Genomic DNA, 24,563 nt, shown 5'->3' on the forward strand with positions numbered 1-24,563 from the left:
CCCTGAAGGTATTATGGATCTCGATCTCCGCAAACTCCGGTACTTCGTGGCCGTGGCCGAGGAACTGCACTTCGGACGCGCGGCCGAGCGGCTGCACATCGCGCAGCCCGTGCTGTCCCGGCAGATCCGCGCACTCGAGGACGAGGTCCGGGCCCAGTTGTTCGTGCGCACCAAACGAACCACCGAGCTGACGGCGGCCGGTCGCCAACTGCTCGACGACGCCCGTCCGCTGCTGGCAGCCGCCGACGCGACCCGGCGCAGGGTGGCGCTCGCCGCGCGCGGTTCGAAGACGTTCACGATCGGCTTCATGCCGGGGCTCACCGTGACCGAAGCGGTCCGCGCATTCGGTATGACGCACCCCGACCTCGAGATCGAGCTGATCCGGACCACGTGGGACGACCAGGTCGACGTACTGCACGACGGGCGCGTCGACGTGAGCATCGTCCGGCTGCCGATCGATCAGGCCGGGCTGACCGTTCGCCCGCTGTTCGAGGAGCCACGGGTCGCCACGCTGCCGGCCGATCATCGCCTGGCCGGCAAGCCCGTCATCGACATCACCGACCTCGCCGGCGAGCACCTGCTGCAGGACCCCGACGCCGTACCGGAATGGCGTGACATCGCCGTCGAGCTCCGCACTCGTACGGCGAAGCCGGTCCCCGTCCTGCGCAGCGTCGAGGAGAAACTCGAACACGTCGCCGCGGGCCACGGCATCTCGATCGTCCCGCTGTCCGTAGCCGCCTTCTACCAGCGCCCCGACATCGTCACGGTCCCCGTCGACAACCTCGCCCCGAACACGGTCTGCCTCGCGTGGATCGCCACTAGGCGCTCCCGTTTCATCCAGGACTTCGCCACCCTGGCCACCTCGGTGAGCTGGACGCCTTGATCAGCGTCGGACCCGGTAGCGCAGGTGGGTTGCTTGCGGAGTGTCGATTACCCGGACGATCTCGAGCTCGACGCGTTCGGGGAGTACGTCGAACAGTCGTAGGCCGCTGCCGAACAGGACCGGCACCTGGCTGAGCTGCAGCTCGTCGAGGACCCCGGCCGCCAGCGCCAGTTGTGCGGTGACCGCGCCGTGGACCAGCACGTCCTTGTCGCCGGCCGCGGCCTTGGCCTGCGCCATCGCGGTCTCGATGTCGTCGACGACGTGGACGTTCTCGTAGTCGACCGGTGACGGGTCGCGGCTGAGGACGAAGATCGGTACGCCGTGGTGGTTGCCGCCGTAGTAGTCGACCTGCTCCGCCGTACGACGGCCGACCAGGACCGCGCCCGTGGAATGCATCTCGTCCCAGATCTCACCGGGCTCACCGTCCGGGCGGTCCACCTCGCCGTCCGCGTTCAGGTACCACTCGTGCAACCGCATGAAGTCGTCGCCGCCGGGGTTGCCGGGCCGGTCGTCCGGCCCGGCGATGTAGCCGTCGGCGGACATCGACATCAACAGCACAGATGAGGACATGAGCTTTCTCCCTCGCTCCAGTGGCGCGGTCTGTCCGCGCGTCTGTCTTCGCGTCGAAGACTCCAGGCGAGATTCGACATCACTGCGCGGCCAATGTCTCCAGTACACCGTCGCCGTACTTGGTCAGCTTGTTCTCGCCGATGCCGCTGATCGTGCCCAGCTCGGCCAATGACGACGGCTGGTCGGTCGCGATCTGCCGCAGCGTCGCGTCGTGGAAGATGACGTACGCCGGGACGCCCTGCTCCTTGGCCACGGCCGCCCGCCACGCGCGCAACCGCTCGAACACCGGCGCCGCCTCCGGTGGCAGATCGGCCGCCGCCTTCTTCCCGCCCGACGACCTACCCGACGACCTACTGGACGACCGGACCCGTTCGGGCTCGCGGCGCATCATCACCTCGCGCCGCTTGCCGAGCACCTCGCCGCTCTCCTCGGTCAGCACGAGCGTGCCGTAGTCGCCCTCGACGGCGAGCAACCGCAGCGCGAGCAGCTGCCGGATCACGCCGCGCCACTCGGCGTCCTTCAGCTCGGTGCCGATCCCGAACACCGTCAGCTGGTCGTGCCGGAACTGCTTGACCTTCTCGGTCTGCTTGCCGAGCAGGATGTCGATCAGCTGCCCGGCCCCGAACTTCTGCCCGCGCTCGTGCTGCAGCCGGTACACCGTGGACAGCAGCTTCTGCGCCGCGATCGTCCCGTCCCAGGACTCCGGCGGCATCAGGCAGGTGTCGCAGTTCCCGCAGGTGTCGCCCTGCTGACCGAAGTACGCCAGGAGCTGCGACCGCCGGCAGTGCACGGTCTCGCACAACGCCAGCATTGCGTCGAGATGCGAACTCAGCCGCCGACGGTGCGCGAGGTCACCCTCGGACGTGTCGATCATCTTCCGCTGCTGTACGACGTCCTGCAGCCCGTAGGCCAGCCACGCGGTCGAGGGCAGCCCGTCGCGGCCCGCGCGACCGGTCTCCTGGTAGTACCCCTCGACCGACTTCGGCAGATCGAGATGCGCGACGAACCGGACGTCCGGCTTGTCGATCCCCATCCCGAACGCGATCGTCGCCACCACGACCAGCCCGTCCTCGCGCAGGAACCGCGCCTGGTTCGTCGCTCGGGTCCTGCTGTCCAGGCCGGCGTGGTACGGCACGGCCTCGATCCCGTTCTGGGTCAGGAAGGCCGCGGTCTTCTCGACGCTGTTGCGGGACAGGCAGTACACGATGCCCGCGTCGCCGGCGTGCTCGGTGCGGAGCAGGTCGAGCAGCTGCCGCTGCGGGTTGTCCTTCGGGACGATCCGGTACTGGATGTTCGGCCGGTCGAAGCTCGCGACGAAATGCTTCGCCTCATCGAGCTTCAGCCGGGTCGCGATCTCCTGATGGGTCGCCTCGGTTGCCGTCGCGGTCAACGCGATCCGCGGTACGTCGGGCCAGCGCTCGTGCAGCTCGGACAGCATGAGGTAGTCGGGCCGGAAGTCGTGGCCCCATTGCGACACGCAGTGCGCCTCGTCGATCGCGAACAACGCGATCTTGCCCTGGTCGAGCAGCCGCACGGTCGCCTCGACCCGCAACCGCTCGGGTGCCAGGTACAGCAGGTCGAGCTCTCCGGCCAGGAACGCCTGCTCGACCTCACGCCGCTGCTCGAAGTCCTGCGTGGAGTTCAGGAATCCCGCCCGTACGCCGAGCGCCGTCAGCGCGTCCACCTGGTCCTGCATCAACGCGATCAGCGGCGAGATCACCACGCCGACGCCGGACCGGACCAGCGACGGGATCTGGTAGCACAGCGACTTGCCGCCGCCGGTCGGCATCAGCACCAGGGCGTCACCGCCCGCGACGACGGTGTCGATGATGTCGGCCTGCTCACCGCGGAAGGATTCGTACCCGAACACCCGCCGGAGGACCTGAAGGGCTTCGGAATCGGGCAGCTCGGTCGTCTCGCTCACCTCGGGGAGTTTAGTGAGATCGCGCCGGCGATGCTGGGGCGATCGCCGGACCCTGTGGATTACGGGTGAAATCGGCCGGCAGGGCCGGGAGTTCCTCGGTCATCCACTGCCGCGGCGAGCAGCCCGCGATCGCCCGGAACTCGCGGGTCAGATGCGACTGGTCGGCGTACCCGGCGGCGGCCGACAGCTCGGACAGCCGGGTGCGCGGGTGCCGGCGCAGGTAGCTGGTGACGCGCTCGAAGCGCAGCACCCGGGACGTGACCTTGGGCGGCAGGCCGAACTCGGACGCGAACCGGTCGGTGAGGTGTCGCCGGCTCCAACCGACCTCGGTCGCCAGCTCCTGTACGCCGATTGCGCCCCTCGATGCGCACAGACGCTGCCACGCCCAATCGAGCTCCGGATGAATCGCACCGCGCGGGCGCGCACCGAGCCGCCGGAGCAACATGTCCTCGAGCACGTCGAACCGGGTCGACCAGCTCGTCTCCGTACGCAGCTGCTCGGTCAGCTCGCGGGCTGGTCGCCCGAGCACCTCGTCGAGTCCTACGACCTCCGACGCGAGCTGAGCCGGTGGCAGCCCGAACAGCACGCGTGCGGCCGCGGGAGCGAGTGAGAGCTGCACACCGGCCCGGCTGGGCGTCTGACCGATCTGCACGGCGGTGGAGTGCAGCCCGCCGATCATCGCGTCGTACTTCTCCACCGGACCGCCCGGCCACGCGACGCCCAGCGGCTCGTCGAGCGTGACGACGAGTGTCAGGTAGCGCGAGGGCAGACCACGGTGCAGGTCCGGGGGATCTGCGTCGTACGCATAGCCGATGACGTCACCGACGTACGGGCGCAGCGCAGCGTGCAACGGACGCGTGCGGTGCGACATGCCGGCCATGGATCCAGACTAGAGCTGTCCATGGACACAACCGGGTCTCCAGGATCCGGGACCCGCGTACCGCCATCCGGACGAGCGTGGCAGTATCGGCAGGTACGTACACGTAGCGAGGAGAATGTCGTCGTGCCTGCTCTCAGGTCCCGCACTGTCACCCACGGCCGCAACATGGCGGGCGCCCGCGCGCTCATGCAGGCCTCCGGGGTAGCCCGGGAGGACTTCGGGAAGCCGATCATCGCGGTGGCGAACAGCTTCACCGAGTTCGTCCCCGGCCACACGCACCTCGCGCCGGTCGGCCGGATCGTGTCCGAGGCGATCCACGCGGCCGGCGGGATCGCCCGCGAGTTCAACACGATCGCGGTCGACGACGGGATCGCGATGGGCCACGGCGGCATGCTCTACAGCCTGCCGTCCCGGGACCTGATCGCGGACTCCGTCGAGTACATGGTCGAGGCGCACTGCGCGGACGCGCTGGTGTGCATCTCGAACTGCGACAAGATCACGCCCGGCATGCTGATGGCGGCGCTCCGGCTGAACATCCCGACCGTGTTCGTCTCCGGCGGCCCGATGGAGGCCGGCCGGGCGACGCTCGTGGACGGCACGGTCCGCAAGCTCGACCTGATCGACGCGATGTCCGAAGCCGTCAACGAGAACGTCTCCGACGCCGACATCCTGCGGATCGAGGAGAACGCCTGCCCGACCTGCGGTTCCTGTTCCGGCATGTTCACCGCGAACTCGATGAACTGCCTGACCGAGGCGATCGGCCTCTCGCTGCCGGGCAACGGCTCCGTGCTGGCCACCCACACCGCCCGCAAGGCGCTGTACGAGAAGGCCGGCGAGACCGTCGTACGGATCACCAAGCGGTACTACGACAACGACGACGCCACCGTGCTGCCGCGGAACGTCGCCTCCAAGGAAGCGTTCGGGAACGCGATGGCCCTGGACATCGCGATGGGCGGATCGACCAACACGATCCTGCACCTGCTCGCGGCCGCCCAGGAGGCAGAGGTCGACTTCGACCTGGACGACATCAACGCGGTCTCGCGGAAGGTCCCGTGCCTGGCGAAGGTCGCGCCGAACGTCGCGCCGCAGGGCACGTACTACATGGAGGACGTGCACCGCGCCGGCGGCATCCCCGCCATCCTCGGTGAGCTGCACCGCGCCGGCCTGCTGAACGAGAACATCCACACCGTGCACAGCGACTCGATCGACGAGTGGCTGAAGACGTGGGACCTGCGCGGCGGATCGCCGTCGCCGGAGGCCGTCGAGCTGTGGCACGCGGCGCCGGGCTGCAAGCGGTCCGCGACCGCGTTCTCGCAGTCGGAGCGGTGGGAGACGCTGGACGACGACGCGGCGAACGGCTGCATCCGGGATCTGGAGCACGCGTACTCCAAGGACGGCGGTCTCGGCGTCCTGAAGGGCAACCTGGCTGTCGACGGCTGCGTCGTGAAGACCGCCGGCGTGGACGAGTCGATCTGGACCTTCGAGGGTCCCGCGGTGGTGTGTGAGTCGCAGGAGGAGGCCGTCGAGAAGATCCTGGCCAAGCAGATCCAGCCGGGCGACGTCGTCGTGATCCGCTACGAGGGCCCGAAGGGCGGTCCGGGCATGCAGGAGATGCTGTACCCGACGTCGTTCCTCAAGGGCCGTGGTCTCGGCAAGGTCTGCGCGCTCGTCACCGACGGCCGCTTCTCCGGCGGTACGTCGGGACTCTCGATCGGGCACGTGTCACCCGAGGCGGCGTCCGGCGGGACGATCGCGCTGGTCCAGGACGGCGACCGGATCAAGATCGACATCCCGAACCGCTCGATCGAGCTGCTGGTCGACGACGACGAACTGGCCGCGCGCGAGGCGGCACTCGGCGGTGTCTACGCCCCGAAGAACCGCGACCGCAAGGTGACAACCGCCCTGCGCGCCTACGCCGCCATGGCCACCAGCGCCGACAAGGGCGCCGTGCGGGACGTCAGCAAGCTCGGCTAGAACTCGAGGTCGAACGCGAGGTTGATCGCCTCGGCCAGGGCGGGTTCCTGGTCGGGGTGGAGGTAGCCGATCAGGCGCCCGAGCTGCGACTTCGGGATGGTCTGGATGTTGTCGCAGGAGATCGCGCTGGGGTGATCGAGGCCGTTGTCAGGGCCGACCAGGACCTCGGTGGACAGGCCGCGGATCGTGCTCGTGATCGGGGCGACCGTCACGTTGGTGAGGCGCGGGCGGATCAGTTCACGGGTCAGCACGACGACCGGCCGGGGCTTGTCGAGCCGGGCGATGTGCAGTGGACGCACGACGTCGTACTCAGTCGAGGTCGCTGAGCACGGTGCCCGCGGCCGCGGAGGCGAGGCCGTCGAGGTCGGCGTACTCACCGTCCTCAGTGTTGTGCTCAGCCAGAATGGCGAGATCGCGGGCGGCCAACTCGCGGCGTCGCTCACGCACCATCGCCCGGGCGACCACAGAGGCGCGGCTCGTCGCCTTGTCGGTTGCGACGAGCTCATCCATGAAGTCGACCAACTCGTCCGGCAACCGAACAGTGATCTGCTTGCTCATACCATTACCATACCGCTCTGGGATTCAGATCGGTAGCGTCGTCTGCGCGGCCAAGGTTGTCCACAGCCGCTCGGCCGCGTCCCGGTCCTGCGCCGCGGGGGAGGGATCGGTACGTCGTTCGCGCGAGTAGTAGTACCCCGATTCGTTCGCGACCTCCGGTGAGGTGGCCAGCCAGAGCAGCGTCTCGGCGCCCTGCTCCGGGGTCCGCGCGAACGGCTTGGTCATCGCCATCATCAGCTTCATCAGCCGGCCGTTGTTGGTGTTGAACCCGGTCGCGACCAGCCCTGGCTCGAACGTGTACGTGTGGATCTCCGGCATCCGCCGCGCCAACTCTGCGCTCAGCAGGATCAGTGCGAGCTTGGTCTCGCCGTACCGCCGCAGCGAACCGCCGGCCAGCCGCGCCGACCCCGAGTAGAAGCGCTCACCGCTCAGGTCGTCGAAGTCGATCCGTTTCGCCTTCTCGTGCTCGTCCGACGCGGTGCCGATCACCCGGGCCCCGACGGCCAGCCGATCGGCAAGCAGCCGCGTGATCAGGTACGGCGCGACCACGTTCAAGGCCCACGTCAGCTCGATGCCCTCGGCGGACACCTGATGCGTCCCGAACATCGCGCCGGCGTTGTTCACCAGTACGTCGATCAGCGGCGCCCGCTCCGCGACGTCCGCCGCCATCTCGCGGATCGACGCCTGCGACGTCAGATCGGCCTCGAACACGTCCGTCCCACCCAGTTCGCCGGCGACCCGCTCCGCCTTCCCGCGATCTCGAGCCACCAGCCCGACCCGGGCGCCGCGCTCCACCAAGCCCCGAGCTCCCGCCAACCCGATTCCGTTGGTACCGCCCGTAATCAGCACATACATAGGCTCCCCCCTCCTCGTTCGCAGTCTAGTGACGCCGGTGTCAGTTCGATCTGTCTCGAGGTCAGTTGGGGGAAAGGGCGGACCAGGCGATGAGGTCGGTGGCGGGGAGGGAGGGGAGGGCCGCGATTGCGGAGAGTTCGGTGTCGATGAGGGCGATCAGCTGGACGAGGCGGGTGGTGACATCGGTGGCTTCGAGGAGCTTCTGGCGGTCGGGGGTCATGAGTTTCATCGCGGCCGACATCAGGTACGACAGGGTGCCGGGGTCGTCGGGGAGGTCGCCGAGGTGCAGGCCGGGGCGGCTGATCTCGCTGACCGCCTCGGCGTACTTGCGGAACCTCTCGAGCGCGATGGTCGCCGTACCCAGCGGGTCGTCGCCCAGGTCGTCGGGTAGCCACTCCACATCCGCGACCAAGTAGTCGCCGCCGCCGTCGAGCTCGCTCACCTTGAACCGGCGGTTGCCGGTGAGCGTCACCTCGACCGGTCCGTCGTCGTCCGCGTCCAGCGAGATCTCGGAGATCGTCGCCGCGCAGCCGGTCCCGTACAACGACCGGAACACCCGCTCGCCCAGCTCGTACCCGTCCCGGACCGCGAGCGCGCCGCAGACCAGTTCGCCGCCGTTCTCGACCAGATCCCGGACCACCGCACGGCCCTGGACATCGGTCACCGGAATCGAGACCACCAGGCCGGGAAAGATCACCGTGTCGACAGTGAGCAACGGCAGGCGGGAGTCCATGCCAATGAGCCTAGTGGACGAACCCCGTGATCACGGCCGGTGACAGTGCGGGTACGGCGTCGCTTACGGGCCGACCTGTGGATATGGCGCGGGGCTGCCCGGGCCGCGCCACTAGACTGGCGCCATGATTCGCCGCGTCGACCTGCGGGGCCGAGTGGCGGCCGGAGAGGTCTTCGACCTCCAAGCCGAAGTGAATGCCCTCGTTCCCCGAGCCGTGTTCGACGTCGAGAAGGCTCTCGACGTCGTCCGACCCATCTGCCTGGACGTCCGCCATCGCGGCCTCCAGGCGATCAGGGAGTACGGCGAGAAGTTCGACCATGTGCGCGTCGAGGACATCCGGGTCCCGGCCGAGGCGCTGAAGACCGCGCTCGAGGAGCTCGACCCGGAGGTGCGCAGCGCCTTCGAGGAGTCGATCCGCCGGGTCCGCGAGGTCAGCCAGGACGAGCTCACCGCCGACATCGCCTCCGAGCCGGCGCCGGGCGGGCGGGTGACCCAGCGGTTCGTCCCGGTCCAGCGCGTGGGGCTCTATGTCCCGGGTGGCCGTGCGCCGCTCGCGTCGAGTGTGCTGATGAACGTCGTTCCGGCTCAGGTGGCCGGCGTACCGTCGCTTGCTGTTGCCTCACCGCCGCAGAAGGAGTTCGGCGGCCTGCCGCACCCGACGGTGCTCGCGGTCTGTGCGCTTCTTGGGATCGACGAGGTGTACGCGATGGGCGGCGCGCAGGCGATCGCCGGGTTCGCATACGGCTTCGACGGCTGCAAGAAGGTCAACCTGATCACGGGCCCTGGCAACATCTACGTGGTCGCCGCCAAGCGGTTCCTGCTGGGTGAGGTCGGTATCGACTCCGAGGCCGGCCCGACCGAGATCGCGGTCCTCGCCGACGACACCGCCGACCCCAAGCACGTTGCCGCCGACCTGATCAGCCAGGCCGAGCACGACCCGATGGCCGCCAGTGTCCTGGTCACGCCGAGCGAGTCGCTGGTCGCTACGGTCGAGGCCGAGCTCCTGATCCAGGTCCCGAAGACCAAGCACCAGGACCGCGTGACGGAGGCGCTGAAGGGGCAGCAGTCGGCTGTGGTGCTCGTCGACGACCTCGACCAGGGCACTGCGGTCGTGGACGCGTACGCCGCCGAGCACCTGGAGATCCAGACCGCGGACGCCGAGGAGCGGGCCGGCCTGATCACCAACGCCGGCGCGATCTTCGTCGGCAGCTGGTCGCCGGTGTCGCTCGGCGACTACTGCGCCGGCTCGAACCACGTCCTTCCGACGGCCGGTTGCGCCTGCCACTCGTCCGGTCTCTCCGTGCGCAGCTTCCTCAAGGCGGTCCACATGATCAACTACTCGCGCGACGCACTGCACGACGTGGCCAGTCACGTCGTCACGCTGGCGCACGCCGAGGACCTGCCTGCCCACGGCGCCGCGGTGTCCGTGCGCTTCCCAGGGGAGCGGTGATGGGCCGATTCGACGGGCTGCCGATCCGCGAGGAGCTGAAGAGCTTCGAGCCGTACGGCGCCCCGCAGCTCGACGTCCCTGTGCTCCTGAACGTCAACGAGAACCCGTACCCGGCCAGCGAAGCGACGGTGGCAGACATCGCCGCGGCGGTCACCGAGGCCGCCCGTGGCATGAACCGCTACCCGGACCGCGAGTTCATCGGCCTCCGTGCGGATCTCGCGGCGTACCTGGCGCGTGAGTCCGGCGCGCACCTCGAGCCGGAGCAGCTCTGGGCGGCGAACGGGTCCAACGAGGTGATGCTGCACATCCTGCAGGCCTTCGGCGGTCCTGGTCGTACGGCGCTCTCGTTCGCGCCGACGTACTCGATGTATCCGGAGTACGCGCGGGACACGAACACCGCCTGGGTCACCGGCCGCCGCGCCGAGGACTTCACGCTGGACAAGAGCAAGGCGCTCGCGGCGATCTCCCGGCACCGACCTTCGGTGGTGCTGCTCGCCTCGCCGAACAACCCGACCGGGACGGCGCTGCCGATCGACGTGACCGAGGCGATCGTCGCGCAGGCCGCCGCACAGGGTGCAGTGGTCGTGGTCGACGAGGCGTACGCCGAGTTCCGCCGCACCGGCACGCCCAGTGCGGTCAGCTTGTTGCCGTCGTACCCGAATCTCGCGGTCGCGCGGACGATGTCGAAGGCGTTCGCGATGGCGGGCGGGCGGGTCGGATATCTTGCCGCGAGCAAGCAGTTCGTGGACGCGTTGCGGATCGTTCGGTTGCCGTACCACCTGTCCGCGGTGACCCAGGCGGTCGCGCGGGCGGCGTTGCGGCACTCCGACGAGTTGCTCGGCCGGGTCGAGCAACTGCGGGTGGAGCGGGACGAGACCGTCGACTGGCTGCGGTCGCTGGGGTTGCGGGCGGTCGACTCGGACGCGAACTTCGTCCTGTTCGGTACGTTCGCGGATCGGCACGCGGTCTGGCAGGCGTTGCTGGACGACGGCGTACTGATCCGGGAAACCGGTCCGAACGGCTGGCTGCGGGTCTCGATCGGCACCGGCGACGAGATGGCCGCGTTCCGCGCTTCGCTGGAGCGCATCCTCAAGACTGACGTAGGAAGGCTGACATGAGTCGGACTGCCCGGATCGACCGGGAGACGAGCGAGTCCAAGGTCCTCGTCGAGCTGAACCTCGACGGCGAAGGCCGGGCCGACATCTCGACAGGCGTCGGGTTCTACGACCACATGCTCAACGCGCTGGCCAAGCACGCGCTGCTCGACCTGCACGTGAACACGGTCGGCGACCTGGAGATCGACGCGCACCACACGGTCGAGGACACCGCGATCGGGATCGGTCAGGCGCTGCGTGAGGCGCTCGGCGACAAGCGCGGGATCCGCCGGTTCGGCGACGCGACCGTGCCGCTCGACGAGGCGCTCGTGCACTGCACGGTCGACCTGTCCGGGCGTCCGTACTGCGTGCACACCGGCGAGCCGGACGGTCAGGTGTACGCGATCATCGGCGGCGACTACGCCGGTTCGCTGACCCAGCACGTGTTCGAGACGCTCGCGTTCAACGCCGCGATCTGCGTCCACATCCGGGTACTGTCCGGCCGCGACCCGCACCACATCGTCGAGGCGCAGTTCAAGGCGTTCGCCCGGGCTCTCCGTGCCGCCGCCGAGCTGGACCCGCGGCAGCCCGGCATCCCGTCCACCAAGGGCGCCCTGTGAAGGCGGCACTGTGAGCAAGAAAGTCGTCCTACTCGACTACGGTTCCGGCAACATCCGGTCGGGGGAGCGGGCGCTGCAACGCGTCGGCGCCGACGTCACGGTGACCGCCGACTTCGACGCGGCCTGCAACGCGGACGGTCTGCTCGTTCCGGGTGTGGGTGCCTTCGAGGCCTGTATGACGGGCCTGAAGGCGGTCCGCGGCGATATCGCGGTCGACCGCCGGCTGACCGGCGGCCGTCCGGTGCTCGGGATCTGCGTCGGCATGCAGATCCTGTTCGCCCGCGGTATCGAGCACGGTGTCGAGACCGAGGGCTGCGAGCAGTGGCCCGGCACCGTCGAACGCCTGCAGCCGAAGGACGACCAGCCGGTCCCGCACATGGGCTGGAACACCGTCGACGTACCGTCCGGCACGAAGCTGTTCGACGGCATCGAGAAGGAACGGTTCTACTTCGTCCATTCGTACGGCGTTCGCGAGTGGCAGCTGCTGGACGCCCGCGAGCCGGTCGCGCCGCTCGTGACGTGGACGACGTACGGCGCTGATCGTTTCGTCGCCGCCGTCGAGAACGGCCCGCTGTCCGCCACCCAGTTCCATCCGGAGAAGTCCGGTGACGCCGGCGCGACGCTGCTCGAGAACTGGGTGCGGTCCTTGTAAGCCGGAAGGTGTCTGGGGTTCCTGCGCCTACTGCGCGGCACTCGTCGGGCACCTCGCCGCGCTGGAGCGAAGGGAACGATGAAACCACATCGAACCCTCCGCTCCAGCACGCCGAGACACTCCGCCGAGCACCTGCTCGCTACGGCGCAGGAACCCCAGAAACCTTCTGACACTCGTTCGGTTGCCGTTCGGTTGTTGTTTACCGTACGTTCACTGGTCACCACTGCTTGTCGTCGAGCGAGGAGACCGCCCATGTCCGAAGCGCAGTCCAGTTCCCTGTCCAGGCGTCAGTTCGTCGGCCGCGCGGCGGCCGCCGGGGTCGCGGTCACGGTGGCCGGCTCGGTCGACGCGCTCTACACGGCACAGCCCGCGCTCGGCACGTCCGGCCCGAAGATCGGCTACGGACCGCTGATCGAGGACCCGGACGGGATGCTCGACCTGCCGCGCGGGTTCAGCTACAAGATCCTGTCCCGCGAGGGCACCGTCCGTCCGGACGGGCTGCCGATCCCGAGCCGGTTCGACGGTATGGGCGTGTTCCCGGACCGCGACGGCGGCTCCCGCCTGGTCCGCAACCACGAGTGCAGCCCGACGTCGAAGATCAAGGTCGTCGCCCCGGCCGAGCGGACCTACGACCCGGCTGCGGCCGGCGGCACCAGCACGCTGGTGGTCGACCGGCAGAACGGCGCCAAGAAGGAGTTCGTCAGCCTCGGCGGTACGGCGATCAACTGCTCCGGCGGCCACACGCCCTGGCGCACCTGGCTGACCTGCGAGGAGACCGAGCTCAAGGCCGGACAGAGCGGGTACACCAAGGACCACGGCTTCATCTTCGAGGTCGACCCGTACGACGACCGCCGCAACGTCGACCCTCATCCGCTGACCGCGATGGGCCGTTTCCAGCACGAGGCCGTCGCGATCGACCCGCGGACCGGGATCGTCTACGAGACCGAGGACGCCTTCGTCGCGCCGCTCGGCTGCTTCTACCGGTTCCTGCCGAACCGTCCCCGCGGCGGCTGGGGCTCGCTGCGGGCCGGTGGTGAACTGCAGGCGATGCACATCCCGGGCTTGCCGGACCTGTCGGTGGTGCAGGAGGCCGGCGCCGAGTTCCACGACGTGCAGTGGGTGACGGTTCCGGATCCGCTGGCGAAGACCGAATCGGTCCGGGCGCAGGACTACGCCAAGCCGATCACCGGCGGCTACAAGCTCGAGGGCTGCTGGTGGGGTGACCTGGACCGCTGCGTGTACTTCGTGTCGTCGTTCGCCCGGACCGAGCTCGGTCCGAAGGTCGACCACGACGGCCAGGTCTGGCGGCTCGACCCGCGGAAGCGGACGCTCCGCCTCGAGGTGATCTTCACCCGCCCGAAGCCCGGCTCCGACGACCCCGAGTTCGATGCCCCCGACAACATCACGATGTCGCCGTACGGCGGGCTGATGATGTGCGAGGACGGCCTCGGCGAGCAGCACATCCTCGGCACCACGGAGGACGGCCAGGTCTTCAAGTTCGCCCGCAACCGCGTCAACAACGGCACCCCGGAAAAGCCGGAGTACGGCGAACTCTCCGGCGTCGGCTTCTCCGCCGACGGCCGCACGATGTTCTTCAACGTCTACACACCGGGCATCACGTACGCGATCACCGGCCCCTGGCGCCGTAGGCGTTAGGCGATCGCGCCCGGGAAGGGGAGCGGGGTACCGCCCCAGGTGAGTTGGCTGGTCGCGTAGCCGAGCAGGGTCTCGATCGCGAACGTTCGTACCGCGGGTTGTTCGGCGGCCTCGACGAGGTCGCCGTACACCGCGGCGATCCGGCGCTCGATCAGCAGCACCAGAGCAGTTGCCGTGGCGGTGTTGCTCACGACCTGGGGGAGGTCGTACGCCGGTTCGGCCGCGACCGGGGTCTCGCCGGCGGCGACCAGCAACGCGCTCAGGTGGTCGCGGTTGTTGCGGTGAACCTCGAATGTGTCGGTCGCATCCCGCAACCTGGCCCCGCTGAGCTTCCCCCCGGCCACGCCCACGCCGTACAGCGCGGCATGCTCACCAGCAAGCGCAGCCTGCAGGGCTTCCGTCTGGTTCATGGGGCGCCCTTCTTCTTGGGTGTGAGGGTCGAGGACAGCTGGGTCTCGGACGCGGCGATTTCGGCGAGCAGGCGGGCGGGGGTGCCGGACAGCTTGGCTGCGGCTGCCGCGTGGGCGACGGCGGCGGCCCTCTCCTGATTGGCGATGGCGGCCAGCGCGGCCTGCGCACTCGCCGGGACCGCGGACCTGGTCGCCTGGGCTGCGACGCCCTGGGTCTCCTTGAGCTTCGCCAAGTGGCTCACGTGGTACTTCGCGCCCGCGGCGAGCTGCGCCCGCAAGGCCGGGAACTTTCGGCTCGCGGTTGCGTAGAGCTGGGACAATTGAGTCACCTGGGTCGCCGCAGTACTGAGCGCCGCGACGACTGCCGGGTCGACGGTCGGTGTCTCCCCGGTCGGCCCCGGTGACGTCGGCGTGCCGTTCACGGCGCCGTTCGTTCCCGGCGTACCGGCCCCGGAGGCGTCGTCCTTGCAACCGGCCAGCGCGACCGCGCCCGGGACGAGGGCGGCGGTGACGAAGACGGTACGTCGGCTGAGGCGGCGTTCAGGCACGGCGGAACGATACCCGGTGAGGCGCCCACGACCGGTTCCGGAGAGCCGATGACCGGGATCGAAGCACCGGGCGGATATGGTGGGCTACTGCTCTCGGCCGAACCGCCGGGAGCCGAACGGGTGCACAACTGGAGAGAGGCAGGTCAACCTGTGAGCCGAAAGCCGGGCCCCACGAGCCACACGGACACCACGAGCCTCGAGAATTTCCTGCGGCCGATCGTCGAGCAGTTCGGCTGCGACCTGGAGGCCGCGGACATCACGCCGGCCGGGCGCCGCCGCCTGCTGCGCGTCCTGGTCGACCGCGACGGCGGCATCAGCCTGGACGACATCGCCGAAGTGACCCGGGCCATCTCCAAGGCGCTCGACGCCGACGACATCATGGGCGAGGGCGCCTACACGCTGGAGGTCTCCAGCCCCGGCGTCGACCGGCCGCTCACCCTGCCCCGGCACTGGCGCCGCAACATCAGCCGGCTGGTCGCGGTCACGCTGACCGACGACACGAAGCTGACCGGCCGCATCAAGTCCGCCTCCGAGGAGGCGGCCGAACTGGACGTCGACGGCACGCGGCAGAGCGTCGCGTACGCCGACGTGGCCAAGGCCAAGATCCAGATCGAGTTCAACCGGACCGCCGGCAACGACGAAACAGAAACACCTGCCGACGGCACGGTGGAGGAGAACTGACATGGACATCGACATGGCCGTGCTGCGGTCGCTGGAACGGGAGAAGGACATCTCCCTGGACGTGGTCGTCGAGGCGATCGAGCAGGCGCTGCTGGTCGCGTACCACCGCACCGAGGGCGCGCAGCAGCACGCCCGCGCCGAGCTGGACCGCAAGACCGGGCACGTGACCGTCTTCGCCCGCGAGCTGGCCGAGGACGGCACCCTGGCCCGGGAGTACGACGACACCCCCGCCGACTTCGGCCGGATCGCCGCCACCACGGCCAAGCAGATCATCCTGCAGCGGCTGCGCGACGCCGAGGACGAGGTGCGGTACGGCGAGTTCTCCGGCAAGGAGGGCGACATCGTGTCCGGTGTCGTCCAGCAGGGCCGCGACCCGCGGTCGGTGATGGTCGACCTCGGCAAGATCGAGGCCGTGCTGCCGGCGCCCGAGCAGGTGCCGGGGGAGAAGTACGAGCACGGCTCCCGCCTGCGGGTGTACGTCGTCGGCGTCCGGAAGGGCTTCAAGGGACCGCAGATCACGGTCAGCCGTACCCACCCGAACCTGGTGAAGAAGCTGTTCGCGCTGGAGGTCCCGGAGATCGCCGACGGCACCGTTGAGATCACCGCGATTGCCCGCGAGGCGGGGCACCGCACCAAGATCGCCGTACGGACCCTGAACCCGTCGGTGAACGGCAAGGGCGCGTGCATCGGGCCGATGGGTCAGCGGGTGCGCAACATCATGCACGAGCTGCACGGCGAGAAGATCGACATCATCGACCACAGCGACGATCCGGCGACCTTCGTCGGGAATGCGCTGTCCCCGGCGCAGGTTACGTCTGTCGAGGTGGTGGACGCCGCGGCCCGTGCCGCGCGCGTCGTCGTACCCGACTACCAGCTCTCGCTGGCGATCGGCAAGGAAGGGCAGAACGCCCGCCTCGCCGCCCGGCTCACCGGCTGGCGGATCGACATCCGGCCGGATACCGATGTGACTGGTGAGAGCGAGAAGGTAGACTGATCTCTCGGTCGGTCGACTGAGTCGTCACCACACCCCGAGGAACTGTGACAGAAACTGCAGACGCGCGCCCTGAGAAGGTCCGGGAGCGCACCTGTATCGGGTGCCGGAGGCGGTGCAGTCCGACTGATCTGCTGCGGATGACGGTGTCCGAAGGACTTGTCCTTCCGGATCCCGATCGTCGGGCACCCGGCCGCGGGGCGCATCTGCACCCGGCGATCGAGTGCTTCGAGTCGGCCGTCCGGCGCAAGGCGTTCCCGCGGGCCTTCAAGGTCCAGGGTCCGCTCGACGTGACCGGGCTGCGGGAGTACGTCGCGCAGCGTGATAAGCAAGAAGCAGTGCAAAAGGCGGCCACCCGGCCGTCCGCGGCGGTCCGACCGGACCGTCGTGACCGACATGAAGGCGGGTCATCGACTCATGACCACTCGATGAGTGTCGAACGATGAGTGCAATGCGATGAGCATGTACGTCAACTAACGGTCCGCGCCCCAGGCTCGGACCAGAGGGAGAGTAGTGGCAAAGGTCCGGGTCTACGAGCTCGCAAAAGAGCTCGGAGTTACCAGCAAGGTCGTTCTGACCAGGCTGAACGACATGGGAGAGTTCGTCCGATCGGCGTCCTCGACAATCGAGGCACCCGTCGTCCGACGGTTGGCGGAAGAGTTCGAGAAGAACCCGCCGAAGAAGCGCGCGGCCAAGAAGGCCGCCGCCAGCACGTCTGCCGCGCCGCAGGCGACCGCACCGGTCGCACCGGCGCCCAAGCCGGCCCAGCCGGCTGCCCCGAAGGCTCCGGCCGAGCGCACCGCGCCGGCCGCTGAGGTGCGCACCGAGGCGGCTCCGGTTGCCGAGGCCCCGGCGGCTGCGGCCCCCGCGGCCGAGTCGGCGCCGGTGAAGTCGACCCCGGGAATCAAGCCGGGTCCGCGTCCGGGCCCGAAGCCGGGTCCGCGCCAGGAGTCCGCTCCGGCCGAGCCGGCTGCGCCTGCTCCGGTCGAGTCGGCTCCGGTCGAGTCCGCTCCGGCGGCGAGGACGGAGTCCCCGGCAGCGCCGGCGTTCGAGGCTCCGGCCGCGAAGGCGGCTCCGGAGACCCGTGGCCCGTCGGCTCCGTCGAGTCCGTCCGCTGGGCCGCGTCGTACCGGTGGCGAGTCCGCGGCCCGTCCGGGTCCGCGTCCGGCACCGGGTGCGAGCCCGCGTCCGGGCGGTCAGGGCGGCGGCCAGGGTGCTGGTCCGCGTCCGGGTGGCCAGGGTGGCCCCGGTGCAGGTCCGCGTCCGGGTGCGCCCCGTCCGGGTGCCCCGCGTCCCGGTGCGCCCCGTCAGGGCGGCCAGGGTGGCGGCGGTCCGCGTCCGGGTGCGCCGCGTCCGGGCAACAACCCGTTCAGCTCGACCCAGGGCATGCAGCGCGGTGGCGCCCGCCCCGGCCAGGGTGGCGGCGGTGGCGACCGGCAGGCTCCGAGCCCGGCCGGGATGGCTCCGCGTCCGCCGCAGGGTCGCAGTGGCGGCGGCGAGCGCGGCGGTAGCGACCGTCCGCGTTCCGGCGGTGTTCCGGGCGCCCCGCGTCCGAACCCGGCGATGATGCCGAAGTCCTCGGCCGGTACGTTCACCGGTCGTCCCGGCGGCGGTTCCGGCGGTCCCGGTGGCGGCGGTGGCGGTGGCCGTGGTCGTCCTGGCGGCGGTCCGGGTGCCGGTCCGCGCGGCGGTGGCGGCGGCGCCGGTGGCGGCTTCCGTCCCGGTGGCGGCGGTCCGAGCGGCCCGCCCGGTGGCGGCGGTGGCCGTCCGGGTCCGGGCAACCGCGGTCGTGGCGGGACGCAGGGTGCCTTCGGGCGTCCGGGCGGTCCGGCGCGTCGTGGCCGCAAGTCGAAGCGGGCCAAGCGCCAGGAATTCGACAACATGCAGGCTCCGGCCGTCGGCGGCGTGCGCGTCAAGCACGGTGACGGCGAGGTCGTGAAGCTGCCGCGTGGCGCGTCGCTGACGGACTTCGCCGAGAAGGTCGGAGTCGACCCGGCGTCGCTGGTCCAGGTGCTGTTCCACCTCGGTGAGATGGTGACCGCGACCCAGTCGGTGAACGAGGAGACGCTCGAGCTGCTCGGTACCGAGCTGAACTACGACGTCCAGATCGTCTCGCCGGAGGACGAGGACCGCGAGCTGCTGCAGTCGTTCGACATCGACTTCGGCAACGACGAGGGCGACGACAGCGACCTGGCTCCGCGGCCGCCGGTGGTGACCGTCATGGGTCACGTCGACCACGGTAAGACGAAGCTGCTGGACGCGATCCGGATGGCGAACGTCGTGGCCGACGAGGCCGGCGGTATCACCCAGCACATCGGTGCGTACCAGGTGACCACCGAGGTCGACGGCCAGGAGCGGGCGATCACCTTCGTCGACACCCCGGGTCACGAGGCGTTCACCGCCATGCGTGCCCGTGGTGCGCAGGCCACCGACATCGTCATCCTGGTGGTCGCGGCCGACGACGGCGTGATGCCGCAGACGATCGAGGCGCTGAACCACGCCCGTGCGGCGGGTGTCCCGATCGTGGTCGCGGTGAACAAGATCGACGTCCCGGCGGCGGACCCGACCAAGGTGCGCGGTCAGCTGACCGAGTACGGCCTGGTCCCCGAGGAGTACGGCGGCGACACCATGTTCGTCGACGTCTCGGCCAAGTCCCGGATCAACATCGACGGCCTGCTCGAGGGCGTCGTACTGACCGCGGACGCGGCGCTGGATCTGCGGGCCAACCCGAAGATGCACGCCGAGGGCATCGCGATCGAGGCGAACCTCGACAAGGGCCGTGGTCCGGTGGCGACCGTGCTGGTGCAGCGCGGCACGCTCCGGGTCGGCGACTCGATGGTGGTCGGTCCGGCGTACGGCCGGGTCCGGGCCATGCTCGACGAGCACGGCAACACCGTCGAGGAGGCGACCCCGTCGCGTCCGGTCCTGGTGCTCGGTCTGACCGCCGTGCCAGGTGCGGGTGACAAGTTCCTGGTCGTCGACGACGACCGCCGGGCCCGGCAGATCGCCGAGCGGCGTGAAGCCCGGGCTCGTGCGGCGGCGAACGCCAAGCGTCGCGTCCGCCGTACCCTCGAGGACTTCATGGCCTCGATGGAGAAGGGCGAGGCCCAGGAGCTGCTGCTGATCCTCAAGGGCGACGTGTCCGGTTCGGTCGAGGCGCTGGAAGACGCGCTGGTCCGGATCGAGGTCGGCGACGAGGTCAACCTGCGGATCATCGACCGCGGTGTCGGTGCGATCAACGAGAACGACGTCAACCTGGCCATCGCGTCGAACGCCGTCATCATCGGCTTCAACGTGCGGCCGGCGGGCAAGGCCGGGGACCTGGCCGAGCGCGAAGGCGTGGATGTCCGGTACTACTCGGTCATCTACTCGGCGATCGACGACATCGAGGCTGCCCTGAAGGGCATGCTCAAGCCGATCTACGAGGAGGTCACCCTCGGCCAGGCCGAGATCCGGGAGATCTTCCGCTCCTCGAAGGTGGGCAACATCGCCGGTTGCTGGGTGACCAGCGGCCTGCTCAGGAGGAACGCGAAGGTCCGGTTGATCCGGGACGGCGCGGTGGTCGTCGACAACACCGAGCTGTCGTCGCTGAAGAGGTTCAAGGACGACGCGTCCGAGGTCCGCGAGGGCTTCGAGTGCGGTCTGACCATCAACAACTTCAACGACATCAAGATCGGCGACGTCGTCGAGGCGTTCGAGCTGCGCGAGAAGCCGCGGAGCTGACAGCAGGCGGGCCACTGATCGCAGAGGCAGCGGAGTACCGTCCGGAGAGGCGCTGGTCGCCTCTCCGGACGTTGTTCATGAATGAAGGGGTGAGCCCTGATGGGTGAAGCAAGGGCGAAGCAGTTGGCCGACCGGATCCAGGTGCTCGTCGCGGAGCTGCTGGAGCGCCGGGTCAAGGACCCGCGGCTCGGATTCGTCACGGTCACCGACGCCCGGCTGACCGGCGATCTGCGCGAGGCCAGCGTCTTCTACACGGTGTACGGCGACGAGCAGGCGCGCGCGAGCACGGCGGCCGCGCTGGAGTCGTCGAAGGGCCTGATCCGCAGCGAGGTCGGCAAGGCGCTCGGCCTGCGGCACACCCCGAGCGTGGCCTTCTTCCTGGACGCCGTGCCGGAGACCGCGGGGCACATCGAGGAGCTGCTCGAGAAGGCCCGGACGGCCGACGCCGAGGTGGCCAAGGCCGCGGCGGGCGCGAAGCCGGCCGGCGACGCGGATCCGTACAAGCACAAGGACGACGACGAGGACGAGCAGGACTGAGTGGGACTTGGATACGTCGTTGAGCCTTGACTTCACGCCGGCGTCCGACGGGATCGTGGTCGTCGACAAGCCTGCCGGCCTGACCTCGCACACCGTCGTCGCCCGGATCCGCCGGCTGGCGGGCACCCGGAAGGTCGGCCACGCCGGCACGCTGGACCCGATGGCGACCGGCGTCCTGGTGGTCGGCCTGAACCGGGCGACGCGGCTGCTCGGCCACTTACAGCTGGCCGACAAGTCGTACGACGCGACGATCCGGCTGGGCGCGACCACGACGACCGACGACGCCGAGGGCGAGATCATGTCCACGGCTCCCGTCGACGGCATCACCGCCGAGGCGATCTCGGCGGCCGTCGAGGGGTTCCGCGGGGAGATCTCGCAGATCCCGTCGAAGGTGTCGGCGATCAAGGTCGACGGCCGGCGTGCGTACGAACGGGTGCGAGCGGGCGAAGAGGTCGCGCTCAAGGCCCGGGCGGTGACCGTGTCGCGCTACGACGTCCTCGACGTCCGGCCCGACGCCGACGGGATCTCGGTCGACATCTCGGTCGACTGCTCCACCGGCACCTACATCCGGGCGCTGGCCCGCGACCTCGGCGCCGAGCTCGGCGTCGGTGGTCACCTGACGGCGCTGCGCCGTACCCGGGTCGGGTCCTTCGACCTCACCACGGCGCACACTCTGGAGTCGCTCGCCGAGTCCTTCGACTGGCTCCCGATCGCGGACGTTGCCGCCGGCACCTTCCCGCGGTACGACGCCGACGACGCTCAGGCAACCGCGATCCGCACCGGCCGCCCACTGCCCGGCATCGAACTGTCCGCCGGCCAGACCGCGATGTTCGGCCCGGACGGCACCTTCCTGGCGCTCTACGAACCGCACGGCCCCATCGCCAAACCCACCGCGGTCTTCGTCAGCTGATTTCTGTCGGTGGCCCGACATACCGTCCGGTGGCATGAGATACGGGTTTGTGATGGCGTACGGCGATGCTCGGACCGTGGCTGAGCTTGCGCCGATCGCCGAGGCGCACGGCTGGGACGGGTTCTTCGTGTGGGAGTCGATCTGGGGTATCGACGCCTGGGTCATGCTCGGCGCCGCGGCGATGACGACCGAGCGGATCAGGCTCGGGACGATGCTCACGCCGCTGCCGCGCCGAAAACCGTGGGACGTGGCGGGACAGGTCTCGACCGTCGACAACCTCAGCGGCGGCAGGGTGATCCTCTCGGTCGGGCTGGGCGTGACTGGAGACGACCGGTTCTGGCTGTTCGAGGACGATCCCGGGCGGAAGGTCCGCGCGGAGCTCATGGACGAGTCGCTGGAGCTGCTGCCGCATCTGTGGCGCGACCAACCGTTCGAGTACTCCGGCAAGCACTACCAGTCGCGCAAGATCGCCGAGCTGATGCCACCGGCGCCACCGCCGCCTGTGCAGCAGCCGCGGGTTCCGACCTGGGTCGTGGGCGGTTGGCCACGCCCGAAGTCGATGCGCCGCGCGGCACTGCAGGACGGCTGGCTCCCGGCGTACGTCGGCGACGGTGAAGTGACGACTGAGGTCGTGGCCGCGGGCGTCGACTGGATTCGCAAGGAGCGCGAGGCACAGGGCCTGACGATGGACGGGTACGACGTGGTCGCGGAAGGCACGACCCACGCCGACGACACCTTGGCAGCCGACACGGTCCGTCCGTGGGCCGAGGCGGGCGCGACCTGGTGGATCGACGCGGACTGGTCCTCGATGGATCCGGTCGCCGTCCGCCAGGCTGCCGAGCGTCGCCTGAAAGCCGGTCCGCCCCGCGCCGATTGATCTGCCCGTACGCTGGAGTGGTGCGTTCTCGTCCGACGTTGGAATGGTCCCCGAGCCCCGAGGTGCTGGCGTTGGAGCCGGGCGCGACGGACCTCGGCCCGGTCGCGCAGACCGTGGCCGCCGGGGGCGTCGTCGTACTGAGCGGCGCCGGCATCTCGACCGAGTCGGGGATCCCGGACTACCGCGGCGAGACCGGCAGCCTGCGGACGCACACCCCGATGACGTACGGCGACTTCACCGCGAGCGAGGCCGCCCGCCAGCGGTACTGGGCACGCAGCCACCTGGGCTGGCGCACCATCGCCCGAGCCGCCCCGAACCAAGGCCATCGCGCCGTCGCCGCCCTCCAGGCCCGCGGCCACCTGAGCGGCATCATCACGCAGAACGTCGACGGCCTGCACCAGGCGGCCGGCGCCCGCGACGTGATCGAACTGCACGGCAACCTCGATCGGGTGATCTGCCTCGGCTGCGGTACGACGTCCGCCCGTGAGGTCCTGGACCGCCGCCTCCGCGCCGCCAACCAGGCGTTCACGGCCGAGGCGACCCGCATCAATCCGGACGGCGACGTCGAACTCCCCGAGGACGTCGTCCGCACGTTCACCGTCGTTCCGTGCACGGTGTGCGGCGGCGTGCTCAAACCTGACGTGGTGTTCTTCGGCGAGAACGTCCCGAGGAGCCGCGTCGAGCGCTGCTACCGGCTGATCGACGACGCGAACGCCGTCCTCGTCCTCGGCTCGTCCCTCACCGTGATGTCCGGGTTCCGCTTCGTCCGGCACGCGGCCAAGGCCGGTACTCCGGTGTTGATCGTCAACCAGGGCCTGACCCGCGGCGACCCGTACGCGACGTACCGCGTCGATCTTCCGCTCGGACCGGCGCTCACGGCGCTGACGGAACTGCTGGAGGAAGCCAGCGGGCCGAGCCACGCGTGAGGTGGCCCGGCCCGTGGTCCGCAGTACGGATTGGAAAGGGTCAGCGTTGCGCGCTGGTCCGTACGCGGTTCAGGGAGGCCTCGAGGGCCTTGGGGGAGACAGCCGCCTGGAGCGAGGCGGCCTGGGGTGATGCGGCGGCCTGCTTCGCCAGCGAGCAGGCCCGGGCGGCCCACGCGGCCTGCTCGGCGGCGGTGACGACCGGCTGCGCGCCGGTCAGCGTCTTGTAGGTGAGCGCGGCCATGCCGGCCTCACCCTCGAAGCGCGGGTGGTAGTTCAGTGCCCGCAGCAGGTTGATGTCCTTGCCCTGGATCCACGCCTGGCCGTCCGGGGCGCACGCGTCGTGCCCGGTGGACGGCCCGAAGGTGTCGACGTACGTCGCTCCGCCGGCCTCGGCTGCCCCGGCGACGGCCGCGTTCAGCTCCTGCTCGATCGAGTACAGGTACGCGTAGTCGCCGTCGGCGAACGGGAGGATCGACGGGCAGGTCCCGTGCTCCGGCGCGATCTTCGGGTAGCCGACCAGCACGATGGTGGCCTGCGGCGACCTTGCCCGGATGCCCTGGACGACGATCGCGATCCTGGTCTGCGTCTGGGCGATCTTCGCCTTCAGTGTGTCCACGCCGTCGACCGTGAAGTGCGCCTTGCACGGCGCTCCGGTCGGGTCGGAGGCGCGCAGCCCGGGGCAGGTGCCGATGATGTCGCCGAAGACGCCGAAGTCGTTACCGCCGATCCCGAGCGTCACCAGGTCGGTGTCCGGCGTCAGCGCGTCGAACTGCGGCGCGGCGGTGCCGAGGATCGTGCTCTGCGGCTGGGTCATGTTCGTGGTGTCCGCCCCGCCGCAGCTCACGTCGGTGAACCGGTGGACGCCGAGCGCCCCGGCCAGCAGTTTCGGATAGTTGCTGTACGAGCGGGCGCATCCGAGCGACAACAGGTCGGCCAAGGGGACGAACGGCGCGGACGTGTACGAGTCGCCGAGCGCGACGTACCGCTCGAAGCCGATGGATGTCGTGGAGCTCGGTGCAGCGGTGGCGGCAGCGGCTGGCAGGCCGGCCACCAGAGCGAGTGCAGCGCAGACAGCAACCAGACGGCGTAGCTTCACGAGACCTCCCCAGGC

General features: G+C 69.7%; 25 protein-coding genes. 15 read left to right on the forward strand and 10 right to left on the reverse strand.

The window, feature by feature from the left end:
* The first annotated feature begins 13 nt into the window (after positions 1-13).
* Positions 14-883 (forward strand): LysR family transcriptional regulator, encoded by an 870-nt coding sequence (locus tag EV651_RS17395; protein WP_133786240.1) that lies wholly within the window; start codon positions 14-16, stop codon positions 881-883.
* Here EV651_RS17395 and EV651_RS17400 read toward each other — a convergent pair whose 3' ends face one another.
* From EV651_RS17400 to EV651_RS17410, 3 genes are all read right to left on the reverse strand, one after another.
* Positions 884-1,453: a dihydrofolate reductase family protein gene (locus EV651_RS17400; protein ID WP_133786241.1), complete on the reverse strand. Its 570-nt coding sequence runs from the start codon at positions 1,451-1,453 to the stop codon at positions 884-886. It abuts the gene before it with no gap.
* A gap of 79 nt (positions 1,454-1,532) precedes the next feature.
* Positions 1,533-3,377 (reverse strand): DNA helicase RecQ, encoded by a 1,845-nt coding sequence (recQ, locus tag EV651_RS17405; protein ID WP_133786242.1) that lies wholly within the window; start codon positions 3,375-3,377, stop codon positions 1,533-1,535.
* A 10-nt stretch (positions 3,378-3,387) separates the two neighbouring features.
* Positions 3,388-4,257 carry a helix-turn-helix domain-containing protein gene (locus tag EV651_RS17410; RefSeq protein WP_133786243.1) on the reverse strand — a complete coding sequence of 290 codons (870 nt, stop codon included), beginning with the start codon at positions 4,255-4,257 and terminating at the stop codon, positions 3,388-3,390.
* Positions 4,258-4,380: 123 nt separating this feature from the next.
* Between EV651_RS17410 and ilvD the strand changes: the two genes are divergently transcribed.
* Positions 4,381-6,231, forward strand: coding sequence for a dihydroxy-acid dehydratase (ilvD, locus tag EV651_RS17415; protein WP_133786244.1), 1,851 nt, complete (start codon positions 4,381-4,383; stop codon positions 6,229-6,231).
* On the opposite strand, the gene EV651_RS17420 is transcribed toward ilvD, so the two are convergent.
* The 4 genes from EV651_RS17420 to EV651_RS17435 form a co-directional block, all read right to left on the reverse strand.
* Entirely contained in the window at positions 6,228-6,530 is a 303-nt protein-coding gene (locus tag EV651_RS17420; RefSeq protein WP_130379809.1) for a type II toxin-antitoxin system PemK/MazF family toxin, read from the reverse strand. The two genes, ilvD and EV651_RS17420, sit on opposite strands and share 4 nt — an antisense overlap.
* Positions 6,531-6,540: 10 nt before the next feature.
* Positions 6,541-6,789, reverse strand: coding sequence for a ribbon-helix-helix domain-containing protein (locus EV651_RS17425; protein WP_133786245.1), 249 nt, complete (start codon positions 6,787-6,789; stop codon positions 6,541-6,543).
* 24 nt (positions 6,790-6,813) lie between these two features.
* The gene (locus tag EV651_RS17430) at positions 6,814-7,644 is read right to left on the reverse strand and encodes an SDR family NAD(P)-dependent oxidoreductase (protein WP_133786246.1); all 831 of its coding nucleotides are present in this window, start codon (positions 7,642-7,644) and stop codon (positions 6,814-6,816) included.
* Positions 7,645-7,705: 61 nt separating this feature from the next.
* Positions 7,706-8,377, reverse strand: a complete 672-nt coding sequence (locus EV651_RS17435; RefSeq protein WP_133786247.1) for an LON peptidase substrate-binding domain-containing protein — start codon at positions 8,375-8,377, stop codon at positions 7,706-7,708.
* A 124-nt stretch (positions 8,378-8,501) separates the two neighbouring features.
* Here EV651_RS17435 and hisD point away from each other — a divergent pair, with 124 nt between their 5' ends.
* From hisD to EV651_RS17460, 5 genes are all read left to right on the forward strand, one after another.
* Positions 8,502-9,827, forward strand: a complete 1,326-nt coding sequence (gene hisD / locus EV651_RS17440) for a histidinol dehydrogenase (RefSeq protein WP_133786248.1) — start codon at positions 8,502-8,504, stop codon at positions 9,825-9,827.
* Positions 9,827-10,945, forward strand: coding sequence for a histidinol-phosphate transaminase (locus tag EV651_RS17445; protein ID WP_133786249.1), 1,119 nt, complete (start codon positions 9,827-9,829; stop codon positions 10,943-10,945). The genes hisD and EV651_RS17445 overlap by 1 nt, the downstream gene beginning before the upstream one ends.
* On the forward strand, positions 10,942-11,541 hold the full coding sequence (gene hisB / locus EV651_RS17450) for an imidazoleglycerol-phosphate dehydratase HisB (protein ID WP_133786250.1): 600 nt from the start codon (positions 10,942-10,944) through the stop codon (positions 11,539-11,541). The genes EV651_RS17445 and hisB overlap by 4 nt, the downstream gene beginning before the upstream one ends.
* 10 nt (positions 11,542-11,551) lie before the next feature.
* Positions 11,552-12,193 (forward strand): imidazole glycerol phosphate synthase subunit HisH, encoded by a 642-nt coding sequence (gene hisH, locus EV651_RS17455; protein ID WP_133786251.1) that lies wholly within the window; start codon positions 11,552-11,554, stop codon positions 12,191-12,193.
* A gap of 252 nt (positions 12,194-12,445) precedes the next feature.
* Positions 12,446-13,849 carry an alkaline phosphatase PhoX gene (locus EV651_RS17460; RefSeq protein WP_133786252.1) on the forward strand — a complete coding sequence of 468 codons (1,404 nt, stop codon included), beginning with the start codon at positions 12,446-12,448 and terminating at the stop codon, positions 13,847-13,849.
* Here the strand turns inward: EV651_RS17460 and EV651_RS17465 are convergent.
* Positions 13,846-14,259 (reverse strand): ferritin-like domain-containing protein, encoded by a 414-nt coding sequence (locus tag EV651_RS17465; RefSeq protein WP_133786253.1) that lies wholly within the window; start codon positions 14,257-14,259, stop codon positions 13,846-13,848. The two genes, EV651_RS17460 and EV651_RS17465, sit on opposite strands and share 4 nt — an antisense overlap.
* Positions 14,256-14,807 (reverse strand): cell division protein FtsK, encoded by a 552-nt coding sequence (locus tag EV651_RS17470; RefSeq protein WP_133786254.1) that lies wholly within the window; start codon positions 14,805-14,807, stop codon positions 14,256-14,258. The genes EV651_RS17465 and EV651_RS17470 overlap by 4 nt, the downstream gene beginning before the upstream one ends.
* Before the next feature lie 150 nt (positions 14,808-14,957).
* Here EV651_RS17470 and rimP point away from each other — a divergent pair, with 150 nt between their 5' ends.
* The 8 genes from rimP to EV651_RS17510 all read left to right on the forward strand — a co-directional run bounded on the left by rimP (position 14,958) and on the right by EV651_RS17510 (position 23,452).
* Positions 14,958-15,488: a ribosome maturation factor RimP gene (gene rimP, locus EV651_RS17475; protein WP_238156983.1), complete on the forward strand. Its 531-nt coding sequence runs from the start codon at positions 14,958-14,960 to the stop codon at positions 15,486-15,488.
* A gap of 1 nt (position 15,489) precedes the next feature.
* Positions 15,490-16,482, forward strand: coding sequence for a transcription termination factor NusA (gene nusA, locus EV651_RS17480; protein WP_133786256.1), 993 nt, complete (start codon positions 15,490-15,492; stop codon positions 16,480-16,482).
* A 44-nt stretch (positions 16,483-16,526) separates the two neighbouring features.
* A complete protein-coding gene (locus EV651_RS17485; protein ID WP_133786257.1) occupies positions 16,527-16,925 on the forward strand; it encodes a YlxR family protein in 399 nt (132 codons plus the stop codon).
* A 67-nt stretch (positions 16,926-16,992) separates the two neighbouring features.
* Positions 16,993-20,202 carry a translation initiation factor IF-2 gene (gene infB, locus EV651_RS17490; RefSeq protein WP_133786258.1) on the forward strand — a complete coding sequence of 1,070 codons (3,210 nt, stop codon included), beginning with the start codon at positions 16,993-16,995 and terminating at the stop codon, positions 20,200-20,202.
* Between the two features lie 99 nt (positions 20,203-20,301).
* The gene (rbfA, locus tag EV651_RS17495) at positions 20,302-20,739 is read left to right on the forward strand and encodes a 30S ribosome-binding factor RbfA (protein WP_202870369.1); all 438 of its coding nucleotides are present in this window, start codon (positions 20,302-20,304) and stop codon (positions 20,737-20,739) included.
* 19 nt (positions 20,740-20,758) lie between these two features.
* On the forward strand, positions 20,759-21,649 hold the full coding sequence (gene truB, locus EV651_RS17500) for a tRNA pseudouridine(55) synthase TruB (RefSeq protein WP_133786260.1): 891 nt from the start codon (positions 20,759-20,761) through the stop codon (positions 21,647-21,649).
* A gap of 34 nt (positions 21,650-21,683) precedes the next feature.
* Positions 21,684-22,526 carry an LLM class flavin-dependent oxidoreductase gene (locus EV651_RS17505; RefSeq protein WP_133786261.1) on the forward strand — a complete coding sequence of 281 codons (843 nt, stop codon included), beginning with the start codon at positions 21,684-21,686 and terminating at the stop codon, positions 22,524-22,526.
* A gap of 20 nt (positions 22,527-22,546) precedes the next feature.
* Positions 22,547-23,452 (forward strand): NAD-dependent protein deacetylase, encoded by a 906-nt coding sequence (locus tag EV651_RS17510; RefSeq protein WP_202870370.1) that lies wholly within the window; start codon positions 22,547-22,549, stop codon positions 23,450-23,452.
* 40 nt (positions 23,453-23,492) lie between these two features.
* Here the strand turns inward: EV651_RS17510 and EV651_RS17515 are convergent, their stop codons facing one another.
* A complete protein-coding gene (locus tag EV651_RS17515) occupies positions 23,493-24,548 on the reverse strand; it encodes an SGNH/GDSL hydrolase family protein (protein WP_133786262.1) in 1,056 nt (351 codons plus the stop codon).
* Between the last annotated feature and the right edge of the window lie 15 nt (positions 24,549-24,563).

It is taken from the genome of Kribbella sp. VKM Ac-2571, from assembly GCF_004362255.1.
GTDB classification, from domain to species: Bacteria; Actinomycetota; Actinomycetes; order Propionibacteriales; family Kribbellaceae; genus Kribbella; species Kribbella pratensis.

What these genes read in the sequence shown, in the direction of transcription:
- EV651_RS17430 (WP_133786246.1), bottom strand. Translation starts at nt 7,644, where the DNA reads ATGTATGTGCTGATTACGGGCGGTACCAACGGAATCGGGTTGGCGGGA.
- EV651_RS17435 (WP_133786247.1), bottom strand. Translation starts at nt 8,377, where the DNA reads ATGGACTCCCGCCTGCCGTTGCTCACTGTCGACACGGTGATCTTTCCC.
- hisB (WP_133786250.1), top strand. Translation starts at nt 10,942, where the DNA reads ATGAGTCGGACTGCCCGGATCGACCGGGAGACGAGCGAGTCCAAGGTC.
- EV651_RS17400 (WP_133786241.1), bottom strand. Translation starts at nt 1,453, where the DNA reads ATGTCCTCATCTGTGCTGTTGATGTCGATGTCCGCCGACGGCTACATC.
- EV651_RS17505 (WP_133786261.1), top strand. Translation starts at nt 21,684, where the DNA reads ATGAGATACGGGTTTGTGATGGCGTACGGCGATGCTCGGACCGTGGCT.
- EV651_RS17425 (WP_133786245.1), bottom strand. Translation starts at nt 6,789, where the DNA reads ATGAGCAAGCAGATCACTGTTCGGTTGCCGGACGAGTTGGTCGACTTC.
- nusA (WP_133786256.1), top strand. Translation starts at nt 15,490, where the DNA reads ATGGACATCGACATGGCCGTGCTGCGGTCGCTGGAACGGGAGAAGGAC.
- rbfA (WP_202870369.1), top strand. Translation starts at nt 20,302, where the DNA reads ATGGGTGAAGCAAGGGCGAAGCAGTTGGCCGACCGGATCCAGGTGCTC.
- EV651_RS17465 (WP_133786253.1), bottom strand. Translation starts at nt 14,259, where the DNA reads ATGAACCAGACGGAAGCCCTGCAGGCTGCGCTTGCTGGTGAGCATGCC.
- EV651_RS17445 (WP_133786249.1), top strand. Translation starts at nt 9,827, where the DNA reads ATGGGCCGATTCGACGGGCTGCCGATCCGCGAGGAGCTGAAGAGCTTC.
- EV651_RS17410 (WP_133786243.1), bottom strand. Translation starts at nt 4,257, where the DNA reads ATGGCCGGCATGTCGCACCGCACGCGTCCGTTGCACGCTGCGCTGCGC.
- EV651_RS17460 (WP_133786252.1), top strand. Translation starts at nt 12,446, where the DNA reads ATGTCCGAAGCGCAGTCCAGTTCCCTGTCCAGGCGTCAGTTCGTCGGC.
- hisD (WP_133786248.1), top strand. Translation starts at nt 8,502, where the DNA reads ATGATTCGCCGCGTCGACCTGCGGGGCCGAGTGGCGGCCGGAGAGGTC.
- EV651_RS17395 (WP_133786240.1), top strand. Translation starts at nt 14, where the DNA reads ATGGATCTCGATCTCCGCAAACTCCGGTACTTCGTGGCCGTGGCCGAG.